The sequence below is a fragment of the Cupriavidus sp. 01L43 genome (assembly GCF_056399925.1).
In genome coordinates this window covers 1-19,483 of record NZ_JBFTSH010000022.1, presented here as the reverse complement: position 1 = coordinate 19,483, position 19,483 = coordinate 1, and the positions used below count along the sequence as shown (strand labels likewise).

At 67.5% G+C, this 19,483-nt stretch carries 17 protein-coding genes; 11 read left to right on the top strand and 6 right to left on the bottom strand.

The annotated features are described in order from the left end of the window. Positions 1-4: 4 nt before the first annotated feature. Together AC1DP9_RS25785 and AC1DP9_RS25780 are read left to right on the top strand one after the other, a co-directional pair. On the top strand, positions 5-760 hold the full coding sequence (locus AC1DP9_RS25785) for a lytic transglycosylase domain-containing protein (RefSeq protein WP_092298635.1): 756 nt from the start codon (positions 5-7) through the stop codon (positions 758-760). Beyond that, entirely contained in the window at positions 757-1,674 is a 918-nt protein-coding gene (locus AC1DP9_RS25780; protein ID WP_477108878.1) for a 2OG-Fe(II) oxygenase, read from the top strand. Before AC1DP9_RS25785 ends, AC1DP9_RS25780 begins: the two co-directional genes overlap by 4 nt. A 44-nt stretch (positions 1,675-1,718) precedes the next feature. Here AC1DP9_RS25780 and AC1DP9_RS25775 read toward each other — a convergent pair whose 3' ends face one another. Both AC1DP9_RS25775 and ffh read right to left on the bottom strand, forming a co-directional pair. After that, positions 1,719-2,261 (bottom strand): hypoxanthine-guanine phosphoribosyltransferase, encoded by a 543-nt coding sequence (locus AC1DP9_RS25775; protein ID WP_092298972.1) that lies wholly within the window; start codon positions 2,259-2,261, stop codon positions 1,719-1,721. 38 nt (positions 2,262-2,299) lie between these two features. Further along, on the bottom strand, positions 2,300-3,703 hold the full coding sequence (gene ffh, locus AC1DP9_RS25770) for a signal recognition particle protein (protein WP_092298641.1): 1,404 nt from the start codon (positions 3,701-3,703) through the stop codon (positions 2,300-2,302). Positions 3,704-3,818: 115 nt separating this feature from the next. On the opposite strand from ffh, the gene AC1DP9_RS25765 reads away from it, so the two are divergent. From AC1DP9_RS25765 to AC1DP9_RS25730, 8 genes are all read left to right on the top strand, one after another. Continuing rightward, entirely contained in the window at positions 3,819-4,772 is a 954-nt protein-coding gene (locus AC1DP9_RS25765) for a cytochrome C assembly family protein (RefSeq protein ID WP_477108877.1), read from the top strand. A 21-nt stretch (positions 4,773-4,793) separates the two neighbouring features. Next, the gene (locus AC1DP9_RS25760; RefSeq protein WP_092298645.1) at positions 4,794-5,084 is read left to right on the top strand and encodes a PP0621 family protein; all 291 of its coding nucleotides are present in this window, start codon (positions 4,794-4,796) and stop codon (positions 5,082-5,084) included. Continuing rightward, positions 5,081-7,117, top strand: coding sequence for a sensor histidine kinase (locus AC1DP9_RS25755; RefSeq protein WP_092298647.1), 2,037 nt, complete (start codon positions 5,081-5,083; stop codon positions 7,115-7,117). Before AC1DP9_RS25760 ends, AC1DP9_RS25755 begins: the two co-directional genes overlap by 4 nt. Positions 7,118-7,148: 31 nt before the next feature. Further along, positions 7,149-8,795: a sigma-54-dependent transcriptional regulator gene (locus AC1DP9_RS25750; protein WP_477108876.1), complete on the top strand. Its 1,647-nt coding sequence runs from the start codon at positions 7,149-7,151 to the stop codon at positions 8,793-8,795. After that, positions 8,788-9,384, top strand: a complete 597-nt coding sequence (gene ampD / locus AC1DP9_RS25745) for a 1,6-anhydro-N-acetylmuramyl-L-alanine amidase AmpD (protein WP_477108875.1) — start codon at positions 8,788-8,790, stop codon at positions 9,382-9,384. Before AC1DP9_RS25750 ends, ampD begins: the two co-directional genes overlap by 8 nt. Before the next feature lie 519 nt (positions 9,385-9,903). Then, positions 9,904-12,840 carry a ribonucleoside-diphosphate reductase subunit alpha gene (locus AC1DP9_RS25740; RefSeq protein WP_477108874.1) on the top strand — a complete coding sequence of 979 codons (2,937 nt, stop codon included), beginning with the start codon at positions 9,904-9,906 and terminating at the stop codon, positions 12,838-12,840. A 140-nt stretch (positions 12,841-12,980) separates the two neighbouring features. Next, a complete protein-coding gene (locus tag AC1DP9_RS25735) occupies positions 12,981-14,165 on the top strand; it encodes a ribonucleotide-diphosphate reductase subunit beta (protein ID WP_477108873.1) in 1,185 nt (394 codons plus the stop codon). 193 nt (positions 14,166-14,358) lie between these two features. Continuing rightward, positions 14,359-15,339, top strand: a complete 981-nt coding sequence (locus AC1DP9_RS25730) for a quinone oxidoreductase family protein (RefSeq protein ID WP_477108872.1) — start codon at positions 14,359-14,361, stop codon at positions 15,337-15,339. Positions 15,340-15,392: 53 nt separating this feature from the next. On the opposite strand, the gene AC1DP9_RS25725 is transcribed toward AC1DP9_RS25730, so the two are convergent. Together AC1DP9_RS25725 and AC1DP9_RS25720 are read right to left on the bottom strand one after the other, a co-directional pair. Beyond that, entirely contained in the window at positions 15,393-16,334 is a 942-nt protein-coding gene (locus tag AC1DP9_RS25725; RefSeq protein WP_477108871.1) for a recombination-associated protein RdgC, read from the bottom strand. Positions 16,335-16,542: 208 nt separating this feature from the next. Then, positions 16,543-17,142 (bottom strand): BPSL1445 family SYLF domain-containing lipoprotein, encoded by a 600-nt coding sequence (locus tag AC1DP9_RS25720; RefSeq protein ID WP_092298659.1) that lies wholly within the window; start codon positions 17,140-17,142, stop codon positions 16,543-16,545. A 185-nt stretch (positions 17,143-17,327) separates the two neighbouring features. Here AC1DP9_RS25720 and AC1DP9_RS25715 point away from each other — a divergent pair, with 185 nt between their 5' ends. After that, complete coding sequence (locus AC1DP9_RS25715) at positions 17,328-17,765, top strand: hypothetical protein (protein ID WP_255370931.1); 438 nt, start codon at positions 17,328-17,330, stop codon at positions 17,763-17,765. A gap of 38 nt (positions 17,766-17,803) precedes the next feature. Here AC1DP9_RS25715 and AC1DP9_RS25710 read toward each other — a convergent pair whose 3' ends face one another. Both AC1DP9_RS25710 and AC1DP9_RS25705 read right to left on the bottom strand, forming a co-directional pair. Further along, positions 17,804-18,637, bottom strand: a complete 834-nt coding sequence (locus AC1DP9_RS25710) for an aldo/keto reductase (protein ID WP_477108870.1) — start codon at positions 18,635-18,637, stop codon at positions 17,804-17,806. A gap of 103 nt (positions 18,638-18,740) precedes the next feature. Beyond that, positions 18,741-19,139: a tautomerase family protein gene (locus AC1DP9_RS25705; RefSeq protein WP_441642841.1), complete on the bottom strand. Its 399-nt coding sequence runs from the start codon at positions 19,137-19,139 to the stop codon at positions 18,741-18,743. Between the last annotated feature and the right edge of the window lie 344 nt (positions 19,140-19,483).

Sequence of the window (19,483 nt, the reverse complement as noted above, 5' to 3'; positions counted from 1 at the left end):
GCCGATGCACGCGTCACGCCTGTTCACCCCCCGCCGCTGGTCCGTGCTGGCCGGCGGCCTGCTGCTGGCCGTCGCGGCGGCCACGGCCCATGCGGGGGCGCAGAAGGAGGAGGCGCTGGCCGACTCCGTGCGCGGCGCGCTGGCGGCGGCCATTGCCGATGGCAGGCCCGTCCGCCCGGCGTTCGCCTCGGGCGGCGAGCGGCTCGGCTACCTGAAATGGCTGGGCGAGATGTCGCGCCGGCTCGAATCCCGGATTCCCGAGCCGCAGATCCGTGTGGAACTGATCGAAACGGTCTACTACGAGGCCAAGCGGGCCGGACTGGAGCCGTCGCTGGTGCTCGGGCTGGTCCAGGTGGAAAGCGGCTTCCGGAAATATGCGATCAGCTCGGCCGATGCACGTGGGCTGATGCAGGTCATGCCGTTCTGGGTGCGTACCATCGGCGACAGCGACGTGCGCAAGCTGTTCCACCTCCAGAGCAACCTGCGCTACGGCTGCACCATCCTGCGCCACTACCTGGACCGCGAGAACGGCGACCTGTTCCTGGCGCTCGGCCGCTACAACGGCAGCCGGGGCCGGCCGGAGTACCCGAACGCCGTGCTGGGCGCGTGGAAGCGCTGGCAGTATTCGGAATCGACGGTGACGATCGCCGGCGACCCGGGCGCAGCCGCCGTGCCGCCGCCGGCCACCTCGCGCCGCCTGCCGCCGGAGTCCCCCGCGCGCAACCCGTTTTCGCCGCAGCGACTGGCCAATCCGTCATGACATTCGACTCCCGCACCGACGCTGCCGGGGCCGCCGGGCAGGGCTACCACGCCTCCTCGCCGGAACTGGAGCGCTGGCTGGCCCGCCATATCAAGCAGGGATTCAACGCCGATGCGCTGGTGCTGTCGATGCAGCGCGCCGGCTACGACGCGACCTTCGCCCGGGCCATGGTGGCCGATGCGCTGGGCCAGCCGCACCCGGCCACCACCGACGCCACCAAGGCGCCCGCCGCCCGGGTACGGCCGAAGTCCGACATGGTGGGCCCGGACCCCGCCGGCAACGCCATCCGCGACGCGGGCCGGGACATCCCGGTGCTGTTCCGCATCGAGGCGCCGCGCGTGATGCTGCTCCAGGGCCTGCTCAGCGAGGCCGAGTGCGAAGCCCTGGTGGCGCTCTCGCGTGACCGCATGCAGCGCTCGTCCGTGGTCAATCCCGCCACGGGCGACGAGAACGTCCACGAGGCCCGCACCAGCACCGGCGCGATGTTCCAGGTCGGCGAGCACCCGCTGCTCGAAGTGCTGGAGGCACGCATCGCCGCCGTGACCGGCGTGCCGATGGAGCACGGCGAGGGCTTCCAGGTGCTCAACTACAAGCCTGGCGCCGAATACCAGCCGCACTACGACTATTTCAATCCGAAGAATCCGGGCGAGGCGCGCCAGATGGCCGTGGGCGGCCAGCGCGTGGCCACGCTGGTGATCTACCTGAACAGCACGCCGGCTGGCGGCGCCACCACCTTCCCGCGAATCGGGCTGGATGTGGCCCCGGTCAAGGGCAATGCGGTGTTCTTCAGCTACAAGCTGCCGGACGGCACGCTGGACGACCGCACGCTGCACGGCGGCATGCCGGTGGTGTCAGGGGAGAAGTGGATTGCCACCAAGTGGCTGCGCGAGCGGCCGTACCGGGTCGGAAGCTGAGTCCGACGGACGGCCGCGCGCCGTAAATCAGGCCAGTCCGGGAGTCAGACCAGCGCGCGGATGGCGCCGAGGTTGCGCCAGTAGCCCTTCACATCCATGCCGCAGCCGAAGACGTAGCGGTCTGGCACCTTGAAGCCGCAGAAGTCCGGGTGCATCGGCTTGGCCTTGAGCAGGGTCTTCTCGCACAGCACGGCGGCGTGGAATTCCTTGGCGCCCATGTCGAGAATGCGCTCGCGGATGGCCGCCATGGTCTCGCCTTCGTCGAGGATGTCGTCCAACACCAGCACCACCCGGTCCTTGACCGACTCGCGCGGCGCCACGCGCCATTGCATCTCGCCGCCCACCGTCTTGTTGTTGTAGCGCGACAGGTGGATGTAGTCGAATTCCAGCGGAAACTGCAGCTTCGGCAGCAGCATGCCGGTGAAGACCACCGCGCCGCCCATCACCGACAGCACGAGCGGGAAGGCATCGCCCATGCGCGCGGTGATGTCATCGGCCATGCGGTCCAGCGAATCCTGCACTTCCGCGGCGCTAACGATTTCCTCGGAGCTGGCCCAGAGTTCGCGGGCCTGGTCTGCGGTCATCATCATGTCTCTGTCCTTATATCTGTGGGTCTGGGCGATCCTTAGCGGTTGAACAGGCCCTTCATGCCGCCCTTCATCCCGCCCATCTGGCGCATCATCTTCATCATGCCGCCGCCCTTGAGCTTCTTCATCATGCCCTGCATCTGCTCGAACTGGTTCAGCAGGCGGTTCACTTCCTGCACCGGCACGCCGGCGCCGGCCGCGATGCGGCGCTTGCGGCTGGCCTTGATCAGCTCCGGCTTGGCGCGCTCGGCGGCGGTCATGCTGTTGATGATGCCCTCCATGCGGCGCACCGACTTCTCGGCCTGATCCATATTGGCGCCCTGCGCCTGCTGGGCGAACTGGGCCGGCAGCTTGTCCACCAGGCTGCCGATGCCGCCCATCTTCTTCATCTGGCCGATCTGCGCCTTGAAGTCCTCGAGATCGAAACCGCCGGTCTTCTTGATCTTCTTGGCGAGCTTCTCGGCGGCGTCCATGTCCACGCCGCGCTGGGCTTCCTCCACCAGCGCGAGGATGTCGCCCATGCCCAGGATGCGCTGGGCCATGCGGTCGGGGTAGAACGGCTCCAGGCCGTCGAGCTTCTCGCCCACCCCCACGAACTTGATCGGACGGCCCGTAATGTGACGTACAGACAACGCGGCACCGCCGCGTGCGTCGCCATCGAGCTTGGTCAGGACCACGCCGGTCAGCGGCAGCGCGTCGTTGAACGCCTTGGCGGTGTTCACGGCATCCTGGCCGAGCATGGCGTCGACCACGAACAGCGTTTCCACCGGCTTCAGCTCGGCGTGCAGCGCGGCGATTTCCGCCATCATCGCCTCGTCGATACCGAGCCGGCCGGCCGTATCGACGATCAGCACGTCGTGGTAGTGCTTGCGGGCCCAGTCCAGCGCCGCGCGGGCGATGTCCACGGGCTTCTGGTCCGGCTCGGACGGGAAGAAGTCGGCGCCAACCTGCTCGGACACCGTGCGCAGCTGGGCGATGGCGGCGGGACGATACACGTCGCACGACACCGTCAGCACCTTCTTCTTCTTGTTCTCCTTAAGCCACTTGGCGAGCTTGCCGGAGGTGGTGGTCTTGCCCGCGCCCTGCAGGCCGGCCATCAGGATGATCGCCGGCGGCTGGACGTTCAGGTTCAGTTCGCCAGATTTCTGCTCGCCCGGCTTGGGGTCGACGGCTTCGTCGCCGCCGATGACCGCGGTCAGTTCGCGCTGGACCACGCCGACGAGGGCCTGGCCCGGGGTGAGGCTGCTGACGACTTCCTCGCCGAGCGCCTTTTCCTTGACGCGGGCGACGAACTCGCGCACCACGGGCAGCGCCACGTCGGCTTCGAGCATGGCAAGGCGCACTTCGCGCAGCATCTCGGCGGTGTTGGCCTCGGTCAGTCGGGCCTCGCCGCGCATGGTCTTGACGACCCGCGCCAGGCGTTGTGTGAGGTTATCCAGCATGGCAGTGGGGAGAGGTTCGGCTCGTGATTCGGCGTGGATGGGGCGCGCGCGTGGCGTTGTCGTGAGGCATCACGGACAAGGGCACGAGGGACAGGCCCTAGGGTAAACTGCGCAAATGGCCATTGTACTGTATGCCTTGACGGCACTTCTCTATTGCGGCCTGGCCTTTCACGGCTGGGCAACGCGCAACCCCCGGCTGGCGGCCGCTGGCGGGGGAGCTGTCGGTCATCCGGGCCATCCGGGCCCCGGCGGGCGCCCTGGCGCCGCCACGGCCGTGCTGATGGCGCCGCCCGGCGATGGCCGCGCGGACGGCCAGCCCGCATGGTGGCACGCCGTGGTGCTCGGCGCGCTGGTCAGCCACGGCATGCTGCTGCACGAAACCATCTTCCCGGCGGACCGCATGATGTTCGGCTTCGCCTTCGCGCTCTCCGCCATGCTGTGGCTGGGCGTGGGCATCTACTGGATCGAAAGCTTCTTCTTCTCGCTGGCCGGGCTCGGCCTTATCGTCTTTCCGGTGGCGATGCTGGCCGGCCTGATGCCGCTGGCCTTCCCGGGCGCGCAGATCCTCGGCTACGCCGCGCGGCCGCTGTTCAAGCTCCATTTCGTCATCGCCAACGTGGCCTACGGGCTGTTCACGCTGGCGGCGTTCCACGCCTTCCTGATGCTGCTGGCCGAGCGCCGGCTCCATGGCTTCAACCGGCCGGGCAGCGCGGATGCGTCGTCCGGGCAATGGCTGGGCCGCTGGCTGGACCTGCTGCCGCCGCTGCTGACGCTGGAAAAGCTGCTGTTCCGGCTGATCGCGGCGGGCTTCGTGCTGCTGACGCTGACCATCCTGTCCGGCTTCCTGTTCTCCGAGCAGCTGTTCGCCCGGGCCTTCCGCGTGGACCACAAGACCGTGTTCGCGATCCTGTCCTGGGCGATGTTCGGCGGCATCCTGGTCGGCCGGCATTTCCGGGGCTGGCGCGGGCGCACCGCCCTGCGCTGGGTCATCGCCTCGTTCGGCATCCTGCTGCTGGCCTACGTGGGCAGCCGCTTCGTGATCGAAGTGGTGCTGCACCGCCTCTCCTGATCTCCTGATCGTCATCGCCCCATGGCAAGAATCTTCCTCCTGCTGGCCGTTGTGCTGGCGATCATCTGGTGGCTGCGCCAGCGCGCGGCCGCCCGCGACGCGCACGAGCAGCCGACCGCCCGCCCTGGCCCGGCGCAGCGCAAGACCGAAGGCGCGGCATCGTCCGAGCCGATGGTCCAGTGCGCCCAGTGCGGCGTGCACCTGCCGCGTGGCGAGGCCATCGGCTGGAACGGCCTGCACTACTGCCGGCGCAGTCATCTGCCCGATGGCTCGGAGATGTCCGGCCACGGCGACACCGACGCGCGCCCATGACCTCGCGCCGCTCGGCCTGGTCCCGCCTGAACGGCTGGCGCGTGCTGGTCGAGCTTTGGCGCCAACCCGAGCCGCCTGAATTCCACTGGCGCCTGCTGCGCTATTTCTGCTGGACCCGCGCGGCCGTGGCGCTGCTGCTGGTGGGCTACGTGTGGCTGCCGCTGGAACGCGCCGCGCCGGATCCTGGCGTGGCCGCCGGTGCCGCGGCCACCCTCGCCGCCAATCCGCGCATGGCCGCCGCGCTGCCGGTGGTGCTCCCCTACCTCTGCATCGCCATGGTCACGCTGGTGGGCACGCTGTGGCGCCGCCATTTCCATGTGCGCGTGCGCGTGCAGGTGATGGTCGACCTGGCGCTGCTGGCCGGGATCTTCGCGGTGGTGGGCCGGCTGGGCAGCCACGCCGAAGGTCTCGCCATGATCTTCCTGCTGCCGGCGCTCGAGGCCGGGGCGTTGACCAGCCTGATGTTCGCGCTGTTCACGGCGGCAGTGTCGGCGCTGGTGGTAATGGGCCAGCCCTTCGTGCAGACGCTGCTGGTGCGCCAGGCCGATGCCAACCTGCTCGGTTCCGGCCTGTTCGGCCTGGTGTTCATGATCGCCGCGCTGGTGATGTACATGCTCGCCAACCGGCAGATCGCCCAGGAGCAGATTGCGCTGGCGCGCGAGCAGGAACTGCGCCTGCAGCAGCTGGTGAACCGGCTTATGGTCAACGACATGCAGGACGGCGTGATGCTGGTGCGCGCCAACGGCGTGGTGGTGGCCGCCAACCCCGCGGCCGTGGTGCTGCTGGGCGTGCAGCCGCACGAGCGGATCCGGGAAGGGCAGGTGCGCGCCGGCGAGCGCGACAAGGTGCTGTTCGACCTGCGCCGCATCCCGCGCCTGCAGCCGCTGATGGAAATGCTGCGCGACTGGATCCAGACCAATGACGATGTGCCGCGCATCCTGCAGCTACTGCCGCTGCCGTCGCGCCCGTCGGCGCTGGGTGGGCCGATGCTGCATACCCGCCTGCGGCTGCGCTTCGTGCTGCCAGGGCTGGCCGGGCTGCGCTCCACGCTGGGCGGGGCGCTGACCGCGCCGAGCGCGCTCGATACCGTCGGCTGGAACGACATGTCGCCCGAAGGCGCGGCCCGGCTGCGTCTGGCCATCGCCCAGAACGAGGCCATGGCCTGGAGCCCCGAGGACGAGACGCTGCTGCGCAGCGAGATGCGCGACACGGTGCTGGTCCACATCGAAAGCTGGGAACGGATTGCCGAGCAGGTGCAGCAGGAGAAACTTGCCGGCATGGGCCGACTGGTGGCCAGCGTGGCGCACCAGATCCGCAACCCGCTCGCGGCCATCAGCCAGGCCAACGAGCTGCTGGCCGATTCCGGGGCGGGCGAGGGCAATATCGACGCCCGGCTGCTGCGCATCATCAGCGACAACGTGCGCCGGCTCGATCAGGTGGTGTCCGATGTGCTGCAACTCTCGCGCCGCCCCCGCACCGGCCACAGCGCGGTGGAGCTGGGCCAGGCGCTGCCCGAGATCGTGGAACGCTGGCGGCTGGAGATGCGCTCGCGCGGCGGCCCGCGCGCCGATATCAACGCCAATGCCATCCGCCTCGCCGTGGACCTGCAACGCCCGGTGATCTTCGATGCCGCGCAACTGCAGCAGGTGCTCGGCAACCTGCTCGATAACGCCTGGCGCTATTGCAGCCGGCTGCCGGGCGCCATCCGTCTGCTGGCCCATGCGCTGGACCAGCACCATGCCGAACTGATCGTCTGGAACGATGGCGCCGAGGTCACGCGCGAGCAGCAGCGCAGCCTGTTCGAGCCGTTCTTCACCAGCAACGCCCAGGGCACCGGGCTGGGCCTGTTCATGGCGCGCGAGCTGTGCGGCGCCAATGACGCCCAGGTGCGCTACGGCACCATCGCGCTGGAACCGTTGCTGGATCGCACAGGGCTGCTCGGGCCCGGCGCTCGCGATACACTGCCGGCCAAGGCGTTCGTGCTGACGATGCGGATCGAGACGCCCGACGTTGTAACGGCCGCCCAGGCCTGATCCGCCGCCCCCGCAACCCAACCCCCACGCCATGTCCGCCAGACCGCCCGTTCCCGATCCGATTCTCGTCATCGACGATGAGGCCGACCTGCGCGAGCTGCTGGACATCTCGCTGCGCCGCATGGGGCACGACGTGGTGATGGCCGGCTCGCTGGCCGAGGCGCGGCTGCGCCTGGCGGAGCGCCGCTACAGCCTGGTGCTGACCGACATGCGGCTCGGCGACGGGCTGGGCATCGACATCGTGCGGCAACTGTCGGCCTCGCCCGAGCGCACGCCGGTGGCCGTGATCACCGCCTACGGCAGCGCCGACAATGCCGTCGATGCCCTCAAGGCCGGGGCGTTCGACTACATCGCCAAGCCGGTGTCGCTCGACCAGCTACGCACCCTGATCCTGAACGCGCTGGGCCGCCAGCAGCGTGGCGCGGCGGAGGGCGGCGCGCGCAGCGCCGAGGCTGCCGAGGCCGCTGAAGCCGCCGACCGCGCCGCCGGCCTGCTGCCGGGGCTGTCCCCGGCCATGCAGGACGTGCGCCGCTCGCTGTCGCGGCTGGCGCGCAGCATGGCGCCGGTGGTGATCAGTGGCGAATCGGGCAGCGGCAAGGAGCGCGCGGCGCGCGCCATCCACGCCGTGAGCGCGCGCGCCGCGCACCCGTTCGTGGCCGTGAACTGCGGGGCGATTCCCGAGACGCTGATGGAGTCGGAATTCTTCGGCTACGTGAAGGGCGCGTTCACGGGCGCCGACGCCGAGCGCGGCGGCTTCTTCCACGCCGCGCACGGCGGCACGCTGCTGCTGGACGAGGTGGCGGACCTGCCGCTGACCATGCAGGTAAAGCTGCTGCGCGCGTTGCAGGAGCGGCGCGTGCGCAAGATCGGCGCCAGTCGGGAAGACACCGTGGACGTGCGCGTGATGTGCGCGAGCCACAAGGATCTGGCTGCGATGGTCGCCGCCGGCTCGTTCCGCCAGGACTTGTACTACCGCCTGAACGTGCTGGAGCTGCGCATGCCGACGCTGCGCGAGCGGGGCGAGGACATTCCGGTGCTGGCGCAGGTCATCCTCGAACACCTGGCCGTGCGCTACGGCGATGCGCGCCCGCGCCGGCTGTCCGGCCCGGCGCTGGCGCGGCTGGCGGCGTACCGCTTCCCCGGCAACGTGCGGGAACTCGAAAACCTGCTGGAACGCGCCTACGCCTTCGCCGAATCGGACGAGATCGCGGTGGCGGACCTCGGGCCGCTCGAAGCCGGCGTGGATCGCGCCGGCCTGCTGCAAGGCGCGCCCGTGCCCGTGCCGGAGACCGCGCCGACCGGTTATGAGACCTGGGGCAGCCCGGCCTGGTCGGCGGCCAGCCTGACGGCGCCGGAGGCGGGGGGTGCCGTGGCCGAGGCGCCGCCGCCCCAGCCCCAGCCATCCATCGATCCGATGGTCGATGCGTTGCGCGACGTCACGTTCCCCATCGACCTGCCGGCCCGGCTCGAGGCCCTCGAGCGCGAATTGATCCTGCGCGCGCTGCGCCAGACCGGCTTTAATCGCACCACGGCCGCGCCGCTGCTGGGTTTGAATTTCCGCCAGCTGCGCTACCGCATCCAGCAACTCGAGATCCGCGACGAACGCGAAGGGCGCGATGGCCGGGAAGGGCGCGACGACAGCGAATCGATGGCGGAAGGCGAGGGCCGCGATGGCTAACGTGGCCGCAGACTGGCTGCCAGACGCCGACGGCTGGGTGCCGGCCGCGCGCCGCGTGCCATCGCCCAACTTCGACACCCGCCCCGAGGGCATGCCCGTCGACGTGGTGGTGCTGCACAACATCAGCCTGCCGCCGGGCCAGTTCGGCACGGGCGACATCGAGGCGTTCTTCCAGAACCGGCTCGACACCGCCCGCCACCCGTTCTTCGAAACGATCCGCGACGTCCGCGTCTCCGCCCACTTCCTGATCACCCGCGAGGGCGAGTTGGTGCAATTTGTGGCGTGTACGCAACGTGCCTGGCATGCGGGCCAGTCAGCCTACTGCGGCCGCCAGCGCTGCAACGACTTCTCCATCGGCATCGAGATCGAAGGCGCCGACGACCAGCCCTTCACCCTGGGCCAGTACGACACCGCCGCCCGCATCGTCGCCGCCCTGCGCACGACCTACCCGATCACCGGCATCGCCGGCCACAGCGACATCGCCCCCGGCCGCAAAACCGACCCCGGCCCGCACTTCGACTGGGACCGATTCGCCAGACTGGCCGACGTGACGCCAGCGCTGCTGCCTTATCGACGGGGGGGTTCCTGACCCGCCGCCCCCTTGTGCACGATGCCTCATATTCAGGCATTCGCCCGCGTGACAGCGATGTGAAATCCCCACACTTGGGCCGCCTATCGGCGACTCGCCCCGATTAAAAAATTTTAGAAAATTTGTGCGGTGGCGCACGGGCCGCCGCCATCCCTTGGCGTAGCGCGGCTTGCGGGAATGTGGCGCCGCCGCACACCCCGTCCCCAGACCGGCATCTGACTTGTCAAGACTGGTCTTTCCGATTCATTTCACTATACTTAGCCCAGTTTTTCGCAGTGACCACTATATCTAGTGGTACTACCGGGGAACCGGCCGAGGTGTGAAGCCTGCGCCGCAATGGATTGCGACGCAGGCGCCACAGTAGTGACGCGGCCGGCGGTATCGCAAGAGTCCCTAGCAGAATGAACGCCTGTGCAGTTTGGTTCTCGCCCCGGCAAGGCCGGTGTCGAGTGTCTTCTGAAGCGCATTTTGCTAGGGACTTTGTCACTTCATTACAAGGGTTAAAACAGGAGTTACCTCATGCAAACGGCCCAGAACGAACAACAAAACAAGGGATCGGCTGGCGTTGTCGGCGCCGCCGGAACGTCGCAGCAGACCCCCGCCGCTGCCGGCGCCAACTATCAGGACTACAAGCTCATCCGCCGCAATGGGGCCGTGGTGGCGTTCGAGCCGAACAAGATTGCCGTCGCCGTGACCAAGGCCTTCCTGGCCGTGAACGGCGGCCAGGGCGCTGCCTCCGCGCGCGTGCGCGAGATCGTGGAACAGGTCACCCAGAACGTGGTGCGCGCGCTGCTGCGCAGCCGGCCGAACGGCGGCACCTTCCATATCGAGGACGTGCAGGACCACGTGGAACTGGCGCTGATGCGCTCGGGCGAGCATGAAGTGGCCCGTGCCTACGTGCTGTATCGCGAGAAGCGCACCCAGGAGCGCGCGCAGGCCAATGCGCAGACCGTGGCGCGTGTGCAACAGGGCGTGGCCTTCAACGTGAACGACAACGGCGTGAGCCGCGTGCTGGATCTGGCCGCGCTGCACGAGTTGATCGACACCGCCTGCAGCGGCCTGGGCAACGGCGTGAGCGCCGAGCCGATCCTGAAGGAAACGCTCAAGAACCTGTACGACGGCGTGCCGCTGAGCCAGGTGTACGACTCCGCCATCCTGGCCGCGCGTACCCTGATCGAGAAGGACCCGGACTACAGCCAGGTCACCGCCCGTATCCTGCTGCACACGATCCGCAAGGAAATCCTCGGCGGCGAAGTGACGCAGGCCGAGATGGGCTCGCGCTACGCCGAGTACTTCCCGAAGTTCATCGCCCGCGGCATTCAGGCCGAACTGCTGGACGAAAAGCTGGCCACGTATGACCTGGCCCGCCTGGGCGCGGCGCTGGACGCCTCGCGCGACTTCCAGTTCAACTACCTCGGCCTGCAGACGCTGTACGACCGCTACTTCCTGCACGTGGAAGAGCAGCGCATCGAAATGCCGCAGGCCTTCTTCATGCGCGTGGCCATGGGCCTGGCGCTGGAAGAGCGCGACCGCGAAGCCCGCGCCATCGAGTTCTACCAACTGCTGTCGTCGTTCGACTTCATGTCGTCCACGCCCACGCTGTTCAACTCGGGCACGCGCCGCTCGCAGCTCTCGTCGTGCTACCTGACCACGGTGTCGGACGACCTGGAAGGCATCTACGAAGCCCTCAAGGAAAACGCGCTGCTGTCGAAGTTCGCCGGCGGCCTGGGCAACGACTGGACCAACGTGCGCGCGCTGGGCTCCCACATCAAGGGCACCAACGGCAAGAGCCAGGGCGTGGTGCCGTTCCTGAAGGTGGTGAACGACACGGCCGTGGCCGTGAACCAGGGCGGCAAGCGCAAGGGCGCCGTCTGCGCCTACCTGGAGACGTGGCACCTGGACATCGAGGAATTCCTCGAACTGCGCAAGAACACCGGCGACGACCGCCGCCGCACCCACGACATGAACACGGCCAACTGGATTCCGGACCTGTTCATGAAGCGCGTGATGGAAAACGCCGAATGGACGCTGTTCTCGCCCGCCACCTGCCCGGACCTGCATGACAAGGTCGGCAAGGCGTTYGAGCAGGCCTACGTCGCCTATGAAGCCAAGGCTGCCAGCGGCGAACTGAAGCTGTTCAAGAAGGTGCCGGCCATCCAGCTCTGGCGCAAGATGCTGGGCATGCTGTTCGAGACCGGCCATCCGTGGATCACGTTCAAGGATCCGTGCAACATCCGTAGCCCGCAGCAGCACGTGGGCGTGGTGCACAGCTCCAACCTGTGCACGGAAATCACGCTGAACACGAACGAGAGCGAAATCGCCGTGTGCAACCTGGGTTCGGTGAACCTGGTGGCCCACCTGAAGCAGGAGGCCGACGGCACCCACGTGCTCGACCACGCCAAGCTCCAGAAGACCATCCGCACCGCGATGCGCATGCTCGACAACGTGATCGACATCAACTACTACGCGGTGGACAAGGCGCGCAATTCGAACCTGCGCCACCGCCCGGTGGGCATGGGCATCATGGGCTTCCAGGACTGCCTGCACGTGCTGCGCACGCCGTACTCCAGCGACGCCGCCGTGAAGTTCGCCGATACGTCGATGGAAGCGGTCTGCTACTACGCCTACGAGGCATCGAACGAGCTGGCGCAGGAACGTGGCCGCTACAGCACCTACGAGGGTTCGCTGTGGGACCGTGGCATCCTGCCGCAGGACTCGCTCAAGCTGCTGGCCGACGAGCGCGGCGGCTACCTGGAAGTGGACATGTCCTCGTCGATGGACTGGGACAGCCTGCGCGCCAGCATCAAGCAGCACGGCATGCGTAACTCGAACTGCATCGCGATCGCCCCGACCGCGACCATTTCGAACATCATCGGCGTGTCGGCCTGCATCGAGCCGACCTTCCAGAACCTGTACGTGAAGTCGAACCTCTCGGGCGAGTTCACGGTGGTCAACGACTACCTGGTGCGCGACCTCAAGGCACGCGGCCTGTGGGACGAAGTGATGGTGGCGGACCTGAAGTACTTCGATGGTTCGCTGGCCCGCATCGACCGCATTCCGCAAGACCTGCGCGACATCTACGCCACGGCCTTCGAGGTGGAGCCGAGCTGGCTGGTGGAGGCCGCGAGCCGCCGCCAGAAGTGGATCGACCAGGCCCAGTCGCTGAACATCTACATGGCTGGCGCGTCGGGCAAGAAGCTGGACGATACCTACAAGCAAGCCTGGCTGCGCGGCCTGAAGACCACTTACTACCTGCGCACGATGGCGGCCACGCACGTGGAGAAGTCCACGGTGTCGCGCGGCTCGCTGAACGCGGTGTCGTCGGGCAGCGACGGTGGCGTGTCGGCGCTGGAAGCCGCCGCCGCCTCGGCCCCGGCCATGCCGGAAGCCGAAGGCGCGGTCTGCACCATGCGCCCGGGCGACGCCGGCTTCGACGAGTGCGAAGCCTGCCAGTAAGCAAGACGTAACAAGCCCCCCAACGGTTTGCACCCCTCGCCCGCTTGCGGGAGAGGGGCCGGGGGAGAGGGCCGGCGCCCCCATGACGCGGGCGCCAGTGCTGGCCACCGCCAGCCATCGACGAATAACGGAGAAATAACATGCTGAGCTGGGACGACGACGTTCAAGCCAAGCCGCAGGCTGCCCCGCAGCCCGCGCTGCAACCTGCCACCCTGGCCGCCGCTGACGAGCAGGGCGCACTGCCGCCGGCCGCCACGCAGCCGGGCATCCTGGGCAACAACCCGAACGCCGCCGCCGTGCAGAGCGAGCGCCGCGTGAACGCCGCCGACAAGCGCGTGATCAACGGCTCCACCGACGTGAACCAGCTCGTGCCGTTCAAGTACAAGTGGGCGTGGGAGAAGTACCTGGCCGGCTGCGCCAACCACTGGATGCCGCAGGAAATCAACATGTCGCGCGACATCGCCCTGTGGAAGGACCCCAATGGTCTGACCGAGGACGAGCGCCGCGTCATCAAGCGCAACCTGGGCTTCTTCGTCACGGCCGACTCGCTGGCCGCGAACAACATCGTGCTGGGCACCTACCGCCAGATCACGGCGCCGGAATGCCGCCAGTACCTGCTGCGCCAGGCCTTCGAGGAGGCCATCCACACGCACGCCTACCAGTACATCGTGGAGTCGCTGGGCCTGAACGAGGCCGAGATCTTCAACGCGTACCACGAGGTGAAGTCGATCCGCGACAAGGACGAGTTCCTGATCCCGTTCATCGACACGCTGACCGATCCGTCGTTCAAGACCGGCACGCCCGAGAACGACCAGAAGCTGCTCAAGAGCCTGATCGTGTTCGCCTGCATCATGGAAGGCCTGTTCTTCTACGTGGGCTTCACCCAGATCCTGGCGATGGGCCGCCAGAACAAGATGACCGGTGCCGCCGAGCAGTACCAGTACATCCTGCGCGACGAGTCGCTGCACTGCAATTTCGGCATCGACCTGATCAACCAGATCAAGCTCGAGAACCCGCACCTGTGGACGGCCGACTTCAAGGCCGAGATCGCGGAGCTGTTCAGGCAGGCCGTGGACCTGGAATACAAGTACGCCGAAGACACCATGCCGCGTGGCGTGCTGGGCCTGAACGCGCCGATGTTCAAGTCCTACCTGCGCTTCATCTGCAACCGCCGCTGCCAGCAGATCGGCCTGGAGCAGCTGTTCCCGAACGAGGAAAACCCGTTCCCGTGGATGAGCGAGATGATCGACCTGAAGAAGGAGCGCAACTTCTTCGAGACGCGCGTGATCGAGTACCAGACCGGCGGGGCGCTGTCCTGGGATTGAAGTGATGGTGCGCTGACATCCCGGCGAGACAAACAGGCAGGCGACGCGATTGAGCGTCGCCTGTTTTGTTTTGTGGCCACCCGCCGCATTTTTCAGAATCGGCTCACATACCCGGGCCGGAATGCTCCCTACCATCGTCGACAGAGAGGTTCGCTTTCCCTGTCCGATGGACGTTCCAACTAGGAGTTTTCCGATGCAAGCCGTGGTTCTGCACCACCTGGGCGATATTCCGCGCTTCGAGACCTTCCCCGACCCCGACCCCGACACCACGCACTGCGAGCGGCTGGTGGGGGTGAGCGCCGCCGCCATCCATGCGATCGACCGGCAGGCCGCCGCCGGGATGCACGCCAGCAGCCCGCTCACGCTGCCGGTGGTGTGCGGGGTGGATGGCGTCGGTCATACGGCCGGCGGCGAGCGCGTCTATTTCAGCGCCACGCGGCAGCCGTTCGGCGCGATGGCCGAGTTCGCGCCGGCGGACTGGGTCGTGCCGCTGCCGGACGGCCTGCCGGGCGAGTTCGCGGCGGCGCTGGTGCGGCCGGCGCTGATGGCGTGGCTGCCGCTGGCGCACCGCGCCGAACTGGAGCCCGGCGAGACGGTGATGGTGCTTGGCGCCACCACGGCGGCCGGGCGCATGGCGGTTCAGGCGGCGCGGCTGCTCGGCGCCAGGCGGGTCATCGCCGCCGGGCACCGCCAGGAGGCGCTGGCCACGCTGGAGGTGGATGCGATGATCGACCTGCGTCTGTCACGCAACGCGCTCGAACACACGTTCTCGGCCTATGCGGAGGAGGGGATCGACGTGATCCTGGACTACATCTGGGGGGAGCCGGTGGAGTTGCTGGCGGCCGCGCTGGCCCGCTCGGACCACGTCGTGCCGTCTCCCGACGACCGCGGCGTGCGGCTGGTCTCGGTGGCCGAGCGGCCCGGGGGCGACATCGTGCTGCCCGCCCAGTCGCTGCGCGAGTCGCGGCTCCGGCTGATGGGCTACGGGCCGTCCAGCTACCCGCCGCTGGACTATCTGCAGGCGTACGTGGAGGACATCCTCATGTACGCGCTGGATGGCGACCTGCGCCTCGACGTGGAGACCCTGCCGATGGCCGAGGTGGCCGAGGCATGGGAGCGGGCGGGGCGGCAGGACCGGCGCATCGTGCTCACGCTGGACGAGCGCGAGGCATGAGGGCCAGCGCCGCCGCCGGAGGCGGGCGCAGGCCTTCCGGTCCCTCCGGGCCGTCAGGCAGCCTTGCGGACCTCGGGCTGGCTGGCGGCGCTGCCGTCGGCCTTGCGCTCGCCGCCGAGCGCGTCGGTCAGGTCGCGCAGCAGGCCGGCCAGTTCGCCCGCCATCAGCGCGAAATCGGCGTCGAAGCGCTCGGCTTCGTCATGCAGCGTGCTGTCGGCCTGTTCCTTGATCACGTCCAGCGGCGCCACGCGCTTGACCGCCAGGTTCTCGGTCAGCACGAAGGACACGCGGTCGTTCCAGGTCATGGCCAGCCGCGTGCAGCGCTTGCCGGCGGCGATATGGCGGCGCAGGTCCTCGGGGTCGAGCGGATGGCGCACGTAACGCACCGTGGCCTTGGATTCGGCGCTCGATTGCAGCTCGATTTCCTGGTCGACGGTGAACCCGGCGGGCGCGGTGTCAGTGGACAGCCATTCGGTCATGGCCGCCACCGGCGACTGGTTCACGTGCAGGCCCGCCACCGGCAGCGGATCGATGGCTTTGAACAGCATGCCGCGCACTTCATCGGCCTTGGCCGTGGCGGCGGCGTCGATGGCCAGCCAGCCGTTCACGGGATCGATCCAGACGCGGGTGTCGCGGCGGATGCTGAAGGCGCGCGGCAGCAGTTCCTCGGTGATCTGTTCCTTCAGTTCCTTGAGTTGCTTGCGGCCCGGCTTGAAGCCCTGCTGCTCTTCCAGCTCGGTGGCGCGCGCCTTGGTCACCTGATTGACCACGGTGGCCGGCAGCAGCTTCTTTTCGGTACGGAGCACCAGCAGCATCTGCTTGTTGACGCAGTGCACAAGCTGGCCGTTGTCGCGCGGAGATGCCCAGCCCTGGGTTTGCGGTTCCAGGCTGGTGCCGGGGAAGAAGGCGTGTTTCGCCAGGCTGGCCTCTACGTCTTCGGCGCTGAGGGTCCACGGGGCGGTGAAGCGATGAATCTGGAGATTCTTAAACCACATGAGTATTCGGCCACGAGAACGGAAAGGGTCGAATTCTATCTGGTTGAGCGGGCGGTGCCGAGAAATGGCGGGAAATGGGGCGGGAAATGGGGCGGCAAGAAAAAGGCGCGCACGGCGCGGAGGTCACGCTCTCCGCGTCAGTGCGCGCCATGCCGCCGGGCCAAGCCGGCGGTGTCGGTGCGGATCGCAATGCGAATGCAAAGCGATCTCAAATATCGAGCTTCGAGATCTTGGTGCCTTCGAGGCTCAGGCCGGCCATCAGACCCGCGTTGGTCATGGCGAAGCCGACAATCGGATGCTGGGCCGTATTGGTGTCCAGCTGCCCGTTGGCGCCAATGGTGGCCAGTGCCACGGTGGCGTCGGCGCCGACCTGCCATCCATTGCTGCGCACGAACTTGTCGTACGAATCCTGCGTCAGGAACATCAGCACGAACGCCTTGGATTGCGCGCCGATCTGCCAGCCGATGGACCCCGAGATGGCGCGGTAGTAGCCGCGATTGGCGCCGCCGGAGCGCAGCACCCCATCGCCATACTCGCCGCCCACCACGAAGCCTGCCGACAGCAGTTTCGGGAAAACCAGGATGCCGCGTGCCTTGTTGCCAAGGTCCTGCGACCCCTTGACCGTGGAATACAGCCGATTCAGCGTGTCCGTGGCGCCGGCGTCAATCTCGCGCCGTTTGGCGGTCTTGTCGCCCGAATCGCCCGGGCCCGTGGTAGTACAGCCGGCGAGCGAAAGCGCGCCAAGGGACAGACCGGAAACCGTGACAAGACCGGCACCGCCAGCGGACAGGAAGGTTCGACGTTTCATTATTTCCTCCAGGAGGGTGGTGTGTTGCAACCGCCTCTAAAGCATAGGCGTCAAGCGCACATTGTTAAATGCGATTTTGTCTGACACTGGGCAGGAGAGACTCTGACACGCGGGCTGACATACTTTCTTGCAAATGCGCCAGCGCACTTTAGGAACCGCCCGCCCGTGCGGACGGTCTGTCGACCATGAAAAAGACATTCGCCCCCCTCTCTCCCTTGATTTCCTTCGGCGCGATCGTGCCCGTGGTGCTGCTGGCGGCGTGCGCGTCCCCGGCCTCCGTGGAGACCCCGAGCCAGAAGCAGGAAGTCGCCACGCTGAACTCAGGCTGGCAGGCCGAACGGGCCAAGTACATGGAATGCGTGCAGGACAAGGCCGACGACGGCGCGAAGGGGAAGGGCACCTCGAAGGATGTGGCCGCCGGCGCCCTCGACGCCTGCAAGGCGCAGCTCGGCGTGATGCACGACGCCTTCCAGTCCTATCTCTCGGCCCAGATGAGTTCGGCGCACGGCCAGACCAGCGCCCGGCAGGCGGCTGACCGCGTGACCACCGACACCCGCGAGAAGGCGCGCACCTACCTCACGCGCTACGTGGAGGTGGAGCGCTACAAGTCCGGCCAGCGCTGATCGCCGGGTCGGACGCTCCCATCCCCCTATATATATAGTCAGAGCATCGCCAGCGGTTCGGCCCGGCGTGGCGGCGGAAACAGCTTGTCGAGTTCGGCAAGCTGTTCTGCTGTCAGGGGGTGCTCCAGCGCGCCGAGGTTCTCGCGCAGGCGGTCGCGGCTGCCGGTCTTGGGAATGGCGATGATGTCGTCCGAGGCCAGCAGCCAGGCCAGCGCCGCCTGGGCCGGCGTCATGCCGTGCGCCTTGGCAAAGCGCTGGAGCCCTGCATGGCGCAGCAGCCGGGCCTGCTCGATCGGGGAATAGGCCATGACCGGCACGCCGCGTGCACGCTGCCATGGCAACAAATCGAATTCGATGCCGCGCCGGCTCAGGTTGTAGAGCAGCTGGTTCGCCGCCACTTCGTCGCCGCCCGGCACCTCCCACAGCTCTTCCATATCGGGCAGGTCCAGGTTGCTGACGCCGAATTGTCGGATCTTGCCGGCCTCGCGCAGCGCCAGGAACGCCGCCATGGTCTCCTCGAGCGGCACGCCGCCGCGCCAGTGCAGCAGGTAGAGGTCGAGCCGGTCGGTGCCCAGCCGGCGCAGGCTGCGCTCGCACGCGGCCACCACACCCTCGTGGCTGGCGTTGTGCGGGTAGACCTTGCTGACGAGGAACACCTCGTCGCGCCGGCCCGCGATGGCCTCGCCGATCAGCGATTCGGACAACCCCTCGCCATACATTTCAGCGGTGTCGATCAGCCGCAGCCCGAGGTCCAGCCCGAGCCGCAGCGTGGCGATTTCCTCGGCCCGCGTGTTGCGGTGATCGCCGATATTCCAGGTACCCATGCCCAGCGCGGGCACGCGCTCGCCGCCGGGCAGCGTGACGGTCTTCATCGATTGGCTCCGGTGTCATGAGGCGGCGTGCCGGCCACGCCGCGCCCCATCACACTAGTTAACAATGCCGGCCGGCACAAGAGCGCCGGCGCGGCAGAGCCACTCAACCGTGCTGGTGCCGGTATTCCTGGCTCAGTCCGCCATAACCGTAGGCGGCCGCGCGGGCGTCGATGACGTGGATATACGACACCTTGTTCACATCGCCAATCACCTCGGAGAGCGCGGCGAACGTCTCCTTCAGGTACTGCGCCTTCTCGGCCTTGGTGTTGGTTTCGTCGGTCACGCTGATGTCGAGCTGGAAGGCGTTGCGGCCGTCGCTGCGCTCGGACAGCGCCTTGCCGCCGATGATCCATTGCTCGCGCGGCAGGTAGCCCACCGTGACGGCGATGACGTTCTCTTCCTTGCGCAGGATGCGCTGGGTCAGCTCGGCCACGGTGGCTGCGGCGCGGCGGGTCAGTTCGGCGTCGGGCTGGCCGGAGATCTGGAGGTTGATGTGGGGCATGGCTGGCTCCTTGTTCTGGATGGTGCGAACCGGAAATCGGTGTCGTGGAAACTATCGTAGCGGTCGCCGTTACATCGGAAAAGCAGGAATATGCGATACCATCCATCGGTAACACCGAATCGTAAAAATGCGAGATAGTGGGGTGTGACCAGGGACGGGAGCAGGCGCCATGCGGGGATTCGAGACCGATCAGTTGGGGGTGCGGATGAAAACTTGGACTACTTGGAGGTAGTTCATGTATTCGTACGAGGATCGCATCAGGGCGGTCAAGCTATATTTCAAGTACGGGGGAAAGACGGCAACGGTCGTTCGTGAGCTGGGCTATCCGTCGGGCAAGAACCTGA